A 14,003-nucleotide genomic window follows, 5' to 3' on the forward strand; every position below is an offset into this window, starting at 1 on the left:
TATAAGTTCTTTAGACCTTACAAAGGTAGAGTGCCGAAAACGCCCAATTCTTAAACCGGTTTAAGAAAGTTTTTTACTTCTGATTTCGCTTAAGTATTCGGGTGTAAATCCTAAAAAAGAAGCTAATAAATATTGAGGAACACGTTGGACAAATTCCGGATGCCTTTTAGTGAATTGATAATAAAGTTCTTCTCTTGAAAGATCATACAAACTTCTGATCCTAAATTGCGAAGCGGCATGCGCCCTTTGATGCACCATTCTGAAATATCGTTCCATTCGGGGAAATGCCTGTAACATTTCTTCTTGGGCTTGGCAGTCAATGGCTAAGATCTCACATTTTTCAACTGCCTGAATGTAAAACTCAGACGGTTTTTGGGCCTCAAAAGAGGCGTAGTCGGCAAGCCACCAATTTTCAATGGCAAACTGGATGGTTTGTTCAACGCCCTTATCATTTATGAAGAACATTCTCAGACAGCCCTCAACAACGAAGTAGTTAGACCGGCAGATTTTTCCCTCAGTCAGTAAATTTTCCTTTTTTTTCAGTTCCAGCGGGTGAAAAAACGCCAAAATGCCGGCAAAATCTTCCTGATTTATCTCCGTAAATTTTTCTATATGTCTTCTTAAATGCTCTGACATACTACTGCTTTGTGTTGCATGCGCCTGAAAAATGAAAATTCGGATTTAATTAAAGGATTGCTTAAACTCAATGGGCGTTAGGTTGGTTTTTCGTTTGAATATTTTGCTGAACGATTGCGGATGTTCAAACCCTAATTGGTAAGCAACTTCGGCAACTGATAAATTGCCGGTCGATAGTATTTCCTTTGCTTTTTCGATCAATTTTTGATGGATATGTTGCTGAGCGTTCATGCCGGTAAGATTCCGCAGGAGATCGCTTAGGTAAGTTGGAGAAACATTTAATTTATCGGCCAGGTAATGAACCGTTGGTAAACCTTCCTGCGTAGTAAAGAAATCATCCAACAACTTTTCCATTTGGGTTAAAAGACTATTGTTTACCGCTTTTCGGGTAATGAACTGGCGGTTATAAAAGCGGTTACTATAATTCAACAGCAGCTCTATTTGGCTGATAATCACATCCTGACTGAAATTGTCAAGACGTTGTTCGAGTTCATCCTGAATGTTTTTGAAAATGCCCAGAACAGTCTCTTTTTCTTTCTCCGAAAGTTGCAATGCTTCGTTGGCAGAATAGGAAAAGAAACCGTAGTTTTTAATCGTGGTTGTCAAAGAATAGCCGCGCAAAAAATCAGGATGAATGAGTAAGGTAAAGCCGTCGCACTCGCCGTTACTTTCATCTTCGGCGATTAATTGATTGGGAGAAATGAAGGACAGGCCGCCTTCGTTAAAGTCGTAATAATGTTGCCCGTATTTTATCTTGCCGCTGAGGTTTCTTTTGTAAGATATCTTATAAAAATCCATCAACATTCCTTTGACAATGTCTGAAATATCGGCCGTAATGTTTTTATAATCATTCAGCGCGATCAACGGATGCAAAGGCGGCGGCATTCCCAATGCTTTGTTCATCTCCGCAATGGAATGAAACGTATAGGGTTGGTGATTGGACTTTTTCATTTCATGATAGAAAGACAAATGTAGGAAACATAGTTCATTAAGAGAGTAGAGACTTTCCAGGTTTTTGAAACTTGGAAAGTCTTATGCATTGTTAAGATGGTTGAGCTGTAGGCCGTATAATAATTTCATTAACGTCCACTTCGGCAGGTTGGCTGATCACATATGCAACTGCGCGGGCAATGCTTTCGGCAGGAATGGCCAATTGTTTGATGGCGCCTATCATCGGCTTTATTCGTTCATCCGTAATACTGTCGGTCAAGTCACTTTCGGTCATTCCGGGTGAGATAATGGTGGTACGAATGTTGTACGGTTTTACCTCCTGACGGAGTCCTTCGCTGATCGCTCTTACGGCAAACTTTGTGGCAGAATAGACCGAACTTGACGGCGATACCTGATGCCCTGCCACTGACGACACATTGATAAAGTGCCCGCCCAATTGTGCTTTAAAGTGCGGTAAAACGGCCCCAATGCCGTACAATACGCCTTTGATATTGATGTCGATCATGCTTTCCCATTCGGCATAATGCAGGTTTTCGAGCATTGAAACGGGCATTATGCCGGCATTGTTGAAGAGAACATCTATTTTGCCAAACGCCGCAATGGTATGAGCAATGAGTGCTTCTACCTCTTCCCGTTTACTGACATCGGTAGCCAAAGCAATGGCTTTGCCGCCGGCCCGGTCAATCTCCGCTGCAAGTTTGTCTAATTTTTCTTTACGTCTTCCCGCTAAACTTACGTTTGCTCCCAATGCAGCCAAATGCTTGGCGGTGGCTAATCCGATACCGCTGCCGGCACCCGTGATGATCACTACTTTTCCTTTGATATTATTGTCCATTTTTTGATTGTTTTTGACAATGCAAAGGTGAAGCGTAATCATATTTTGGAGTTAGCCAAACTGAGGATTGTTGTAGCCAAAATGGGAAATCGGAGGCTAAGAGCATATGATTGCTCTTCCAGGTTCTGAGGAGACACTGACCATGGATTGGAAGGCATGAAGTAAACTCAAAAACAGATATAACGAAATCAGTAAATCAAACACACAAAACTAAATTGCTGATACACCGCGAATAGCAATACAATTTAAGGGCAATGATCTTCCTGAAAGGAATCCCTTGAGTTTCTGTACGATTCAATGTCGCTGCAATCGGTTTTGACAATATAATAAGTATAGGCCTCAACTACAGCTTGACAGTTTTGGACATTAGGGTTTTTATTATATTCTGCCTTTGCCTTATTAATGTTGGCCTCTGCACCCGTACAATCTGAATCCAATTCCTCTTTACATCCGTTTGAAAAAAACAGAATGTAAAACAGAAACGAATAATAAATGATGGATTTCCTTTTTTCGTATTTCATGGTTTGTATGTGTTTAAACAGAAGTAGTAAGACCTGACTTTACTCCGGCAAAGCAATAGGTCAAATTTCTGCAAAGTGCCAATGATGCGAAATAGTTAGGTTTAACTATTTCGCAAATCTCAATAGAGAATCGAATTGTATGATTAGTGCAATCACCACCATAATCTGTGGAGACACAGATTACAAATTACCTTTAAAGCGAATTTTATTTTTTGAAGAAAAAGGCCTGTCCGGAGACACAGGCCACGGGTTTGGCTTTAATTAATCCGTTTTTTATTGTCGGCTTTCACCCATTTGTGTTTTTTGCAGGTCGGGCAGACTTTCTTTGCCATGGGAGCTGATTTGGTCGTATAGCCGCAGAAAGTGCAGGCATAATGCCCCGGCTCCGAGATACGCTCGGTGGAAGTGCTCAATACTGACGGCATCACCGGGAGCCCATATTTTACTTTATCGTCTTCGTAGAAAAAAAGGCTGATGTCGCCGGATGTTTCTACGATAGCTTCCTCAATTTGCCCCAAATGAGAAACACTTTGCATCCGCAGTTCCGAAAAGAACTCGTCTTCTCCCAAGGCTTCTTTCCTGAAATTTTCAATGGAAAATACGCCGTCTTTGATCAGGCAGATGGGTTTGCCTTCTACCAACAGTTCAAATTTCTTATTCTGACCAATAAAGTACGTTACGACCTTGTACAGAATGACGACGATTACAAATACGATCAACGCAGGCAGTATTCCTACGTCTTTGTACAGCATCGGGTCGCCGGCGGCTGAGCCCAACCCGATAATAGCAACCAGCTCAAAGACCGATAACTGCTTTACCCCACGTTTGCCGAGCAATCGAAGGCCCGTCAGAAGTACAACGAACATAATGGTCGTTCGCAGGGAGATTTCTATTAAAAAATGCCAATCTTCGGACCCCAGCAGTAGCGCTTTCCAATCAATCAGACCATGCATAGAAAATGTGTTTAAGTGTGGAAAAAGGCAACAGTAAGTAACAGTCGGTTAGTTCCTTTACTTTAGATTGCCTGCTTTCTCCCATGGGTCGGCAGGAATTACACTGAAAGTAATCTTGCTTACTATGATTGACTTTTGCTTATCGCCAACCTTCAGGACGAACAGGCGTTCGGTTTTTACTTAACAGACAGGGAAAAGAAGGAGGAGAAGGAGGCGTTACGGGCATCTCCCTATTAATAGGACGTCCTAAGAGGCTTGTCACGATGGGATTGGGATAACGATCCCGTTCTACCCAATGAAGGACTTTTTTGCTACTTGCAGCTCCAAAGAAGCCTACTGTTTTTTCCTGTGAATCGTTCACATTTTGAATGTTGCCGATAATGGCCGCAGGAGGCGTATCCGTCAGTGTTCCTGTCGTTTGGGCCTGATCGCTCAATAACCGGAAATATTGATAGGCTTGTTGTGAAATCCCCAATTGTTCAATTTCAAGTAAAGCACCTCCGTTGGAAGAATAGAATGGGATTTTAGCAATGAGTTTTCCTGAGATAGATTTTCCATTGGAAAAATTATCCGAGAAAATGTTTAAATTCTTATTATAAAATATATCCCAGCATGGACTGTCACAGGAATAATCATAGTCGGGTGGAAAAACAGAATATATTCGTACACATTTACCCGATACCGGGTCCAATTTCCCTGCAACGCACGTAATGCAGATACTTTGCTCTTCGTAGAGTTTCCAACGCCATAAATAAAAGTTTTGAGTTTCTTTCGGGTCGTCAAAATCAAGGTAAATATCTACCGTTGAGCCAATTACATTATTGCCGTTATTGTCAAGAATACCAATAGGATCATACTGTTGATACACATTTTTTATTTCAGCAGTTGCCTTCAGAAGTTCTTTGGGAGATTCGTACGTTTTTCCATCAGGAGTACGAAAATGCAATTGATAGGTTTGTCCAATTTTTCCTTTAAAATTGCTTGGGGCATTATATACTCCTGCCTCTGTTTCCTGCAACGGAATGGTGCTGCCATCTCCGGCCCTAATTTCGGCCACACAACCTTTTACGGCTTCTGAATAATAGCTTTTGTTCGCATTACGGCCAATAGCGATGCTCACAGTTGTACCCAATTGATCGGACACAAACCCATCTATAATTAATATATCGGCATTGAGCTGATACTTTACGTCGTAAGGTGCTACACAGGCGTACAAGCAGGAAATCAGCAAACCGGTAATTAAAGCTATTCTGAATCGAACTTTCATTGGATTATGGGCGCTAAAAACCTCTTGAAGCGAATAAAATACATTCGCTTTATGGAATTAAACCCTTTGATTTTAAAGCTATTTCAAACAGCAAATTACTTGGTGTTCTGTACATTTATGATGTGAATCGCCTTACTGATGGTTGTGTAGGCTTCCCTACTCAGCGACCGTTTTTTCTAAGGCCATTGGGAAACCAAAGAGCCAATACAACAACAATCAGCAGAAAGTTAAATTCAACGCCGTTTCGGCCACCGCCCACTACAAACCAACCCTCTTTGAAGTGAATCATAACAATGCCCATCACTAAGATAAAGATGGTAACCATCGCTGCCCACTTTACGTATAGCTGTTCCAAATTATCGACAGTCAAATGGCTTGACATACCGATAATAATTCCCGCATTTCTATAAAAAACTTTTTCAAAAGTTGAAAATAAAGAAGCATTGTATTCAAAATTTGGGAAATCTTTATTCTGCCAAATCCATTGCATGAGCGATACGAGTGTGTTTTATAAATCAAAGTATAGGCGTTTTTTGAGTTATAAAACAGGCGTTTATTAATCATTGGTAAGAAAATGCGTTTTATATAAACTAAATAGTGTGAGTATTTTGCTCGTGCTCTCTATTGATAGGCTTAGAGCCTAACAAAAAAAGCCGGAGTCTTTCAAATAAATAGCGCGAGCGGGACGCTCGCGCTATTTATTTGAGAACGAACAGGGAGATCGCGCTCTGGAGAATGAGCCTTATAGAAAAACCGTATTAATTATTCTGTTCTTAAAAAAAGGTATAAGGATTTAATTTTCCCGTCTTCAATAACAGCAACATCTACACCGACCGCTACCGGTTGCTGACCTGAAGCACCAAGCTGCCAACTAATGTGCTGAACATTATGATTGGATTTTGGAGCTTCAGTAAGGGTAAATTCAAAATCAGCAGGCCAATCTTGCTGTAATTTCTGAATTAGATTGTCAATAGATTCAATCCCAACAATTGGTTCGCTTTTGTCATCTTCAAAAAACAAAATATCTGAATTGTAGATTTTTTCCATTAAGGTAAGTCTTTCGACTGAATTGCGATTATTCCAAACGCCCAATAAGCTGTCTTGTAATAACATTGATGATGCTTCCATAATTATAAATTATACTATTGGTTTCAAATGTGATTTTTACAATGGCAAAATTAAAGATAGCTCATCTATTCATAGCTTGACATTTGCTAAGAAATTTCATTGACATTTATCAAGAAGATTACTAAACATTATTTTTTCAAACTATTTTTACGAATACGGCTCAAAGTCTCAGGTGATATACCAAGATAGGATGCAATCATACTTTGGGGAAAGCGATTTAGGAACTCAGGATATGTTTTAATCAAATTGTCATAACGCTCTTCAGCACTCAGACTTATCGAAGAATGGATGCGTCTTTGTGTGGCTACAGTTCCTTTTCGGTCTATTTGCTTAATCATTAAATCTATTGCAGGTATTGCTGCAATAAGTTTCAGCATTTGATTTTGGTCTATCATAAGTACGTCAGAATCTTCCAATACTTCGATATTATAAAGTGACGGCGTATTGAAGTTGTAACTTTCATAATCGCCCAGCCACCAATTTTCTAAGCCAAAACGGACTGTATGCTCCAGCCCTTTTTCATTGACAGCATACATTCGTCCTGAACCCTTGATAATGAATGACATATATTTACAAACATCCCCCTCTTGTAGCAAATATTGCCTCTTTCGTAAATGTTTTCCTTTAAAAGCGCTCTCTATAAGCTCTTTTTCATCTGAGCTCAGTGCCAATGAGGATTTTGATTCGACATAATTATGAAAGGGTTCAAAGTGTATGACAGCCATTGGAAATTTAATTGAAGTTAGAAAGTGAATTATAGTGATCTTGATATATTTACCGTGGTCTGTGTCCGCACAGACCGATAAGCTTAACAAAAGATTTTAAACTATAATTAATGAAGAAGAAGGTCTGTGGAGACACAGACCATGGGTTAGTGTCAAGCTGCTGTTAGCGGTAGCACGGTGTTGTTTAGAGTTCCCAAGCAACTTCACATGCAAAGTATTCAGCAATTACAATTCTAATAACCAATGAACCCATATCATCTATTGCGATGTATCTATATCGGTCATCCTGAACATCAAGCCAATCATTGATAAGTATTCCAACATTTTGCGGTTCGCCATTCTCAGATAGTTGAGTTATTTGTGTGACAAGGAGGCGCTGCATATTTCGGGAGACTACTTCACCAAAGCCCTGTTGAAAATGAACCGAATTGAACGCTTTTTGAGTCTCTTGAGGTAGCGATAAAAGAGGACCGCACCAGAAATGGTCGGGCTCTTCGCGACAGGGTTGACTGAGTTCAAAAGCTGCGTGCCCCCGAGCGAGTTTAAGCATTACATTTTGAATACGATGAACTTCTGGAACAAAAGCAATTTGACCATCCACTACGATTTTTGAGTTTTCAATACGTTGTCTAAGAGGTGGTGAGTTTTGCATAATTCTGGCGACTGATGGGCGACCAATTTTTTCCGGATCGGTTGAACCCCAAAGAACGCTTTCTATTAGGCAGACAAAGTACTGCTCGTCCTTCGAAAAATTCTGATTACAAGAGTCGCAGCATCCTACTATAGGTAGATTTGGAGGATAGGGTTGTTCAAGTAAACATTTGGAGGGCACATGATCACGTGTGTCGGCTGGGCCATCACAATAGATGCACCCGCGTATCAATCGATCATCAGCGTAGTTATTTAGTTTGTCCATATTGTTGCAGCTAAATCTCTAAAATGCAAATTTTTTGCAGTACCGCACGGGAGACCCTCCATTGTGCGCAGTGTACAGTAGCAAATGTAATAAAATAAAGCCTTTCGTGGTTTTGAATACGGAGTGCAAACGGCATGATTATTACGCTTAATTTTTGATAAGTTAACTTGGCAGGCCGTCACAGACGGCTCTTTTATTTTTTAGTACCCAGTGTTCAAAAGAACACTACACACAACATTGCAATAATTGTTTTCCGTTGTGCGTAGCCTTAATATATGGCATCTGTTTTTACCTTAAATGACATAAATCAAGATAAAAATCACATAGTAACAAAAAACCCTTATTTACTTAGCCGAAAGCAAGTAAATGAGGGAAAAAGTTATCAAACGGTTGGGTTGAGCTTATCGGCTCAAATACAGATTTTGCTCCCCCAGTTGGTCGTAGTTGCAACTACGACTCCAAAAATAAACAAAGTGTTTGTAACACTATAAGTGCCAACAGGTCTCTTTTTTTGGGTCTCATCAAGCGAATGTTGACTCTTTCAGAGTGACAAAAAACAATACTATACTTCCGAATAATGTACCGGCTTCCACCCGTTGATTGGTTTAATAAAAAAAGCCCTCGTTTTCACGAAGGCTTTCAGATGCTTGTCAGTATGACAAATTGTTAGCGGCTCAGATACAGATTCCGCTCACCGTATATTTTTTGGAAGAATTCATCTTCGAGGCTATCAATGAAATAGATACCTTCGCCCGTTGATTTCATTTCAGGTCCGAGTTCTTTGTTCACGTTCGGGAATTTGTTGAACGAGAACACCGGAATCTTGATGGCCCAGCCTTTCTTCACGGGTTTGAAGGTGATGTCTTTCACTTTTTTGTCGCCGAGCATGAACTTCGTGGCGTAATTGACGTACGGCTCTTGGTAGGCTTTGCAAATAAACGGCACCGTCCGCGAGGCACGTGGATTGGCTTCGATCACGTACACTACGCCGTTTTTCACCGCAAACTGCATGTTAATGAGGCCTTTTACCTTCATGGCCTTGGCCACTTTCATCGTGATCTCTTCGATCTGGCGAATCTCGTCGGGCGTTAGGTCAAACGGTGGGAGCGTAGCGTGCGAGTCACCTGAGTGGATACCTGCCGGCTCGATGTGTTCCATTACACCGATGATGTAGGCATCTTCCCCGTCGCAGATCGCGTCTGATTCGGCTTCGATGGCGTTTTCGAGGTAGTGGTCGAGTAAGATGTTATTGTCAGGAATGTCGTTCAGTATCTTCACCACGTGTTGTTCCAATTCCTGCTCGTTAATGACGATCTTCATGCTTTGTCCACCCAATACATAACTTGGGCGAACCAATAGCGGGAAGCCCAATTTCTTGCCGATCTCGGCGGCAGCATCGGCCGTACGGATGGTATCAAATTGTGGATATGGAATTCCTAAATCACGTAATAAGGCTGAAAAACGACCGCGGTCTTCGGCTAAGTCAAGCGTGTCAAAGCTGCTTCCGATGATCTTGATGCCGTATTGATGAAGTTTTTCGGCTATTTTCAGGGCTGTTTGTCCGCCCAACTGCACGATCACACCTTCGGGTTTTTCGTGTTGCACAATGGCGTGGACGTGTTCCCAGAAAACGGGCTCAAAGTATAGTTTATCCGAAATATCGGGGTCGGTTGACACCGTTTCGGGGTTACAGTTGATCATGATGGTCTCGTAACCTGCTTCTTTGGCGGCCAAAACCCCGTGAACACACGAGTAATCAAACTCAATGCCCTGCCCAATGCGGTTAGGCCCGGAACCCAGCACTACCACTTTTTTGCGGTTGGAAGGAATGGATTCATTGTCGGGATTATCGGCTGAGATACAGAATGTTGAGTAGTAGTAAGGTGTTTTTGCTTCAAACTCGGCCGCGCATGTATCTACGCATTTGTACACGCGTTTGATGTTCAGTTCCTGACGGCGTTTGTAGACTTTGCTTTCCTTCACACCCAGCAAGTGTGCGATCTGACGGTCGGCGTATCCTTTTTGCTTGGCTACAAGTAGAAGGTGCGCGGGCAGGTCTTCCAGATCAAATTTTTGGATCTCTTTTTCCAATTCCACCAATTCTTCGATCTGGTGCAGGAACCATGCGTCAATTTTGGTGAGGTTCTGAATGGTTTTGAACGATAAACCAATTTTGAACGCATCATATATATGGAATAAACGGTTCCAGCTTGGATGCGCTAAACTATGTTTGATGGCTGCTACGTCGGTCAATTCTTTTCCGTCAGCACCGAGTCCGTTGCGACGAATTTCGAGCGATTGACAGGCTTTTTGCAATGCTTCCTGAAAGTTACGTCCAATACCCATTGCTTCCCCTACGGACTTCATTTGGAGTCCCAAAGAACGGTCAGCGCCCGGGAATTTGTCAAAATTCCAACGCGGTACTTTCACGATCACGTAGTCGATGGTCGGCTCGAAGAAGGCGGATGTGCTGCCCGTGATGGGGTTGATCAACTCGTCAAGATTGTAGCCAATCGCCATTTTAGCGGAGATCTTCGCAATTGGGTAGCCCGTCGCTTTCGACGCCAATGCTGAAGAGCGCGATACACGCGGGTTTATTTCGATGACAATGATATCGTCGGTTTCCGGATTGACTGAGAATTGAATGTTACAGCCACCCGCAAATTTACCGATTCCGTTCATGGTCAAAATGGCGAGATCGCGCATTTTTTGGTAGAGTGTATCCGGAAGCGTCATGGCCGGCGCGACGGTGATGCTGTCACCGGTGTGGATTCCCATTGGGTCAAAGTTCTCAATGGAACAGACGATGATGAGGTTTCCGTTGCCGTCGCGGAGCAATTCGAGCTCGTATTCTTTCCAACCCATTACGCTTTGTTCTACCAACACCTCGTGAACGGGAGAGGCAATGAGGCCGTGTTGGAGGGCTTTGTCAAACTCAGCGGCGGTGTTGACAAACCCGCCTCCTGTTCCTCCCAACGTGTACGATGGGCGAATTACGAGTGGGAAACCGATTTCCTGAGCAATTTCTTTTCCTTCCAAAAACGATTTAGCCGTGCGACCTTTACAAACACCCGCACCCAATTCGATCATTTTGAGACGGAATTTCTCGCGGTCTTCGGTGGTTTCGATGGCTTTGATGTCTACCCCGATGATCTGCACGTTGTATTTTTTCCAGATACCCGCTTTGTCGCAATCAATGGCTAAATTTAACGCCGTCTGGCCTCCCATGGTTGGCAAAACGGCGTCGACTTTATGTTTTTCTAAGATTTCAACAATGTACTTTTTCTCGAGCGGCTTGAGATACACATGATCGGCGTTGATGGGGTCGGTCATGATGGTCGCCGGATTGGAATTTATCAGAATGACCTCAATTCCTTCTTCTCTCAGTGACCGAGCGGCCTGGGAGCCGGAGTAATCAAATTCACATGCTTGACCGATGATAATGGGACCGGAACCAATAATGAGGACAGAGTTGATGTTTGGATTTTTTGGCATTTTTTTGATGGAAAGTTATCAGTTATCTGTTATTCGCCGGTCGTCGGGGTCTTTTTAAATGGCTGAAATGGGGTAATTCAACCAAACGACGCGCGTCTAACTTTTAACTTCTGCAGCAGGGTAGCTGCAAAAATTGCACAAAATTAGGGGAGGAAATGTTTTTTGAGGCATTAAAATTGCAAAATATCTAAAACAGATGTGGTAAATATATGTAACTTGTTGATTAATAGTGATTTATTGAATTGGAGTTTTATTGCAATGTACGGTAAATAAGTACATTTTTTGATGTCAGCCTAAATTGTGACCTTTGTTTACATGAACCCTTTATCAATTCTTTTGGATGAGTGGCAACAACGCCATCTCCTGACCGACGAACAGCGCGAACAATTGGAAACGCATGAACGTAACCGCCCTGTTTCGTTGTACATTCTGTTACGAAGTCTGTTATATCTTGGGATCGTCTTATTTACATCCGGTGTCGGCGTGCTCATTTATAACAACATTGACACGATCGGTCATACGGCGCTCATTACACTGTTGGCGGTGCTGACAGCGGGCAGCTTCTTCTATGTTTACCGTACGAGAGTCCCATTTTCTTGGGGAATGGTGGAAAACGAAGCCAAATTCAGCGATTTCGCATTACTCATTTCCTGTACGCTGTTCCTGCTGTTGGAAGGCTATGTACAATGGCGCTATACTGTTTTCGGCACACGTTATGGTTTGGCTACCGTTTTGCCGGCCGTGCTTTTCCTTTTTTGCGCCTATCGGTTCGACCACCGAGGCGTTCTTTCGATGGGTCTGACGGCGTTGGCTTCATGGGTAGGAATTACCGTGGCTCCGTTGGAAGTGCTGAACAACAATGATTTTAACGACATACAGCTCATTGTGACCGGCGTTCTTTTAGGTGCTTTTTATATTGGAGTGGGGTTGGGGTCGGAGAAAAAGAATTTCAAAAAGCACTTTGCCTTCACCTACCTGTTGTTGGGAGGAAATGTATTTTTTATTGGCGCTTTGGCGGGGTTGTTCCGTTCGGAAAGTTGGTCAGCCGGATTTATTTTACCCATTGTTACCGGGAGCTGGCTGTTCATGAAATATGCCCGTCGCTCACGATCGTTTTTGTTTCTGTTGATGGCAGTTGTGTACGGATATATTGGAATTACCTATTTGCTTTTTGAAACCATGAATGAAGATTTGTGGGCATTCTTCGGCCTTTTCTACATTTTTGGAAGTACGGGGGCTGTTATTTGGTTTTTTATGAATTATAAAAAACTTTTGAAAGAGGCGTGAAAAGCGAGCCGGCTAAGAACAAAAAACATAAATACACCTTAAAAATCTTAATAATCAGCGTTCTATGAAAGTTTATAACGAAACGCTTCTTCGCAATGAATACGCCCAAAAGATGGCCAGGAAATGGCATTTGGAGGGAATGCTGACCACTGAACAGTTGGCCGAGGCGCAATTAATTCATGCGGCAGTGCCTTATAATCCTAACCTGTTTATCAAAATCGGATTATTCGTTTTTGCGCAGGCCTGTTTCTTTTTTGGCGGCTCTTTTGGCTTTTTATTGGTAGGAGCCGGGGTAAGTTTTTCAATTGTTTCCTTTTTGTATGCCATTGCGACGGCTTTTTTGTTGGTTCGCTTTATTCCACAAAAGCAACTGCATTTTTCAGGCATTGACAATGCGCTTATTTATGGGGTCATTGGGGCGACCATGCCATTGATATTTGAGATTTATGAATCCCTGAAAATCGACGAACTGTGGATAGCGGCTGCTCTTTGTTTGCCTATTCTGGTTTTGGTGGTATACAGTTTCGGCGAGCCGTTGGTCGCTTTGGGAATGTTTTTGTGCGGTCTGTTCATTGTGGCTTCTTTATTGATGAAAAACCCGATCGGCAAGGCTTTGCTGCCATTTGCGCTGATGCTCTACGCGGCCGGCTTTTTTATAGTTACTCGAAAATTGAGCCAACAACCGACGGCCTTTTATTGGAAAACGGCTATCTATTGGCTCAATACTACGGCATTGGTGGTGTTTTATGCAGGAGGTAATTATTTTGTGGTTCGGGAAGCCAATGCCCAATTAAACAATCTGCCTGCTCCCTCGCCCGAAATTGCGTTTGCGGGGTTATTTTGGGGCTTTACATTTTTAATTCCTTTTTTGTACCTATACGGCGGATTTCGTTGGCGGGACCGAACGTTGTTTGTTTTGGGGTTATTGGGGATGGTTGCTTCAGTGCTGACGTTTCGTTATTATCATACGGTATTGCCCGTTGAGTGGGGAATGATCTTGGGAGGTGCTGCGGCTACGTTGGTTGCTTTTGGCGTCATTCGTCAACTTAAAATGCCAAAATATGGCTTTAGTTACGCCCCTGAAAAAGACGATGAGGAACGCTTGGCGATTGAAACAATCGTAGTTTCTCAAATTACCAATAACATCCATTCAGTAGAAAACGGCGTGGAATTTGGCGGCGGAGATTTTGCCGGTGGCGGTGCGGGAGAGAAGTATTGAGCAGCAGTCGCTCGCATCTTGCGAGCGACGATTATTATAAGGCTTCCAGCCGAAACAAGATAGGCCGGAG

13 protein-coding genes are annotated in these 14,003 nt (G+C 42.5%); 2 read left to right on the forward strand and 11 right to left on the reverse strand.

Translation table 11 applies throughout. The features are described from left to right. Window positions 1-60: 60 nt before the first annotated feature. The 11 genes from ACQY73_RS01355 to carB all read right to left on the reverse strand — a co-directional run bounded on the left by ACQY73_RS01355 (window position 61) and on the right by carB (window position 11,427). Window positions 61-636: a Crp/Fnr family transcriptional regulator gene (locus ACQY73_RS01355; protein WP_428660393.1), complete on the reverse strand. Its 576-nt coding sequence runs from the start codon at window positions 634-636 to the stop codon at window positions 61-63. 45 nt (window positions 637-681) lie between these two features. Next, complete coding sequence (locus ACQY73_RS01360) at window positions 682-1,587, reverse strand: helix-turn-helix domain-containing protein (protein WP_428660396.1); 906 nt, start codon at window positions 1,585-1,587, stop codon at window positions 682-684. Window positions 1,588-1,678: 91 nt separating this feature from the next. Then, window positions 1,679-2,464 carry an SDR family oxidoreductase gene (locus ACQY73_RS01365; protein ID WP_428660398.1) on the reverse strand — a complete coding sequence of 262 codons (786 nt, stop codon included), beginning with the start codon at window positions 2,462-2,464 and terminating at the stop codon, window positions 1,679-1,681. Between the two features lie 203 nt (window positions 2,465-2,667). After that, entirely contained in the window at window positions 2,668-2,943 is a 276-nt protein-coding gene (locus ACQY73_RS01370) for a hypothetical protein (protein ID WP_428660401.1), read from the reverse strand. 257 nt (window positions 2,944-3,200) lie between these two features. Then, on the reverse strand, window positions 3,201-3,896 hold the full coding sequence (locus tag ACQY73_RS01375; RefSeq protein WP_428660404.1) for a DUF421 domain-containing protein: 696 nt from the start codon (window positions 3,894-3,896) through the stop codon (window positions 3,201-3,203). A 139-nt stretch (window positions 3,897-4,035) separates the two neighbouring features. Continuing rightward, on the reverse strand, window positions 4,036-5,163 hold the full coding sequence (locus ACQY73_RS01380; protein ID WP_428660407.1) for a DUF4249 domain-containing protein: 1,128 nt from the start codon (window positions 5,161-5,163) through the stop codon (window positions 4,036-4,038). Window positions 5,164-5,323: 160 nt separating this feature from the next. Beyond that, window positions 5,324-5,653 (reverse strand): DUF4172 domain-containing protein, encoded by a 330-nt coding sequence (locus ACQY73_RS01385; RefSeq protein WP_428660410.1) that lies wholly within the window; start codon window positions 5,651-5,653, stop codon window positions 5,324-5,326. 272 nt (window positions 5,654-5,925) lie between these two features. Then, the gene (locus ACQY73_RS01390) at window positions 5,926-6,291 is read right to left on the reverse strand and encodes a hypothetical protein (protein WP_428660413.1); all 366 of its coding nucleotides are present in this window, start codon (window positions 6,289-6,291) and stop codon (window positions 5,926-5,928) included. A gap of 128 nt (window positions 6,292-6,419) precedes the next feature. Beyond that, entirely contained in the window at window positions 6,420-7,016 is a 597-nt protein-coding gene (locus ACQY73_RS01395) for a Crp/Fnr family transcriptional regulator (protein WP_428660416.1), read from the reverse strand. 184 nt (window positions 7,017-7,200) lie between these two features. After that, complete coding sequence (locus ACQY73_RS01400) at window positions 7,201-7,932, reverse strand: hypothetical protein (RefSeq protein ID WP_428660419.1); 732 nt, start codon at window positions 7,930-7,932, stop codon at window positions 7,201-7,203. Between the two features lie 666 nt (window positions 7,933-8,598). Continuing rightward, window positions 8,599-11,427 carry a carbamoyl-phosphate synthase large subunit gene (gene carB, locus ACQY73_RS01405; RefSeq protein ID WP_428660421.1) on the reverse strand — a complete coding sequence of 943 codons (2,829 nt, stop codon included), beginning with the start codon at window positions 11,425-11,427 and terminating at the stop codon, window positions 8,599-8,601. 315 nt (window positions 11,428-11,742) lie between these two features. On the opposite strand from carB, the gene ACQY73_RS01410 reads away from it, so the two are divergent. Both ACQY73_RS01410 and ACQY73_RS01415 read left to right on the forward strand, forming a co-directional pair. Beyond that, window positions 11,743-12,714, forward strand: a complete 972-nt coding sequence (locus ACQY73_RS01410; protein WP_428660424.1) for a DUF2157 domain-containing protein — start codon at window positions 11,743-11,745, stop codon at window positions 12,712-12,714. A gap of 64 nt (window positions 12,715-12,778) precedes the next feature. Continuing rightward, complete coding sequence (locus ACQY73_RS01415; RefSeq protein WP_428660427.1) at window positions 12,779-13,933, forward strand: hypothetical protein; 1,155 nt, start codon at window positions 12,779-12,781, stop codon at window positions 13,931-13,933. Window positions 13,934-14,003: the final 70 nt, after the last annotated feature.

The sequence above is a fragment of the Runella sp. genome (assembly GCF_965279615.1).
Classification (GTDB): Bacteria; Bacteroidota; Bacteroidia; order Cytophagales; family Spirosomataceae; genus Runella.

Coding starts and splice junctions, on each gene's coding strand:
- ACQY73_RS01355 (WP_428660393.1), bottom strand. CDS start 636: ATGTCAGAGCATTTAAGAAGACATATAGAAAAATTTACGGAGATAAAT.
- ACQY73_RS01360 (WP_428660396.1), bottom strand. CDS start 1,587: ATGAAAAAGTCCAATCACCAACCCTATACGTTTCATTCCATTGCGGAG.
- ACQY73_RS01365 (WP_428660398.1), bottom strand. CDS start 2,464: ATGATTACGCTTCACCTTTGCATTGTCAAAAACAATCAAAAAATGGAC.
- ACQY73_RS01370 (WP_428660401.1), bottom strand. CDS start 2,943: ATGAAATACGAAAAAAGGAAATCCATCATTTATTATTCGTTTCTGTTT.
- ACQY73_RS01375 (WP_428660404.1), bottom strand. CDS start 3,896: ATGCATGGTCTGATTGATTGGAAAGCGCTACTGCTGGGGTCCGAAGAT.
- ACQY73_RS01380 (WP_428660407.1), bottom strand. CDS start 5,163: ATGAAAGTTCGATTCAGAATAGCTTTAATTACCGGTTTGCTGATTTCC.
- ACQY73_RS01385 (WP_428660410.1), bottom strand. CDS start 5,653: ATGCAATGGATTTGGCAGAATAAAGATTTCCCAAATTTTGAATACAAT.
- ACQY73_RS01390 (WP_428660413.1), bottom strand. CDS start 6,291: ATGGAAGCATCATCAATGTTATTACAAGACAGCTTATTGGGCGTTTGG.
- ACQY73_RS01395 (WP_428660416.1), bottom strand. CDS start 7,016: ATGGCTGTCATACACTTTGAACCCTTTCATAATTATGTCGAATCAAAA.
- ACQY73_RS01400 (WP_428660419.1), bottom strand. CDS start 7,932: ATGGACAAACTAAATAACTACGCTGATGATCGATTGATACGCGGGTGC.
- carB (WP_428660421.1), bottom strand. CDS start 11,427: ATGCCAAAAAATCCAAACATCAACTCTGTCCTCATTATTGGTTCCGGT.
- ACQY73_RS01410 (WP_428660424.1), top strand. CDS start 11,743: ATGAACCCTTTATCAATTCTTTTGGATGAGTGGCAACAACGCCATCTC.
- ACQY73_RS01415 (WP_428660427.1), top strand. CDS start 12,779: ATGAAAGTTTATAACGAAACGCTTCTTCGCAATGAATACGCCCAAAAG.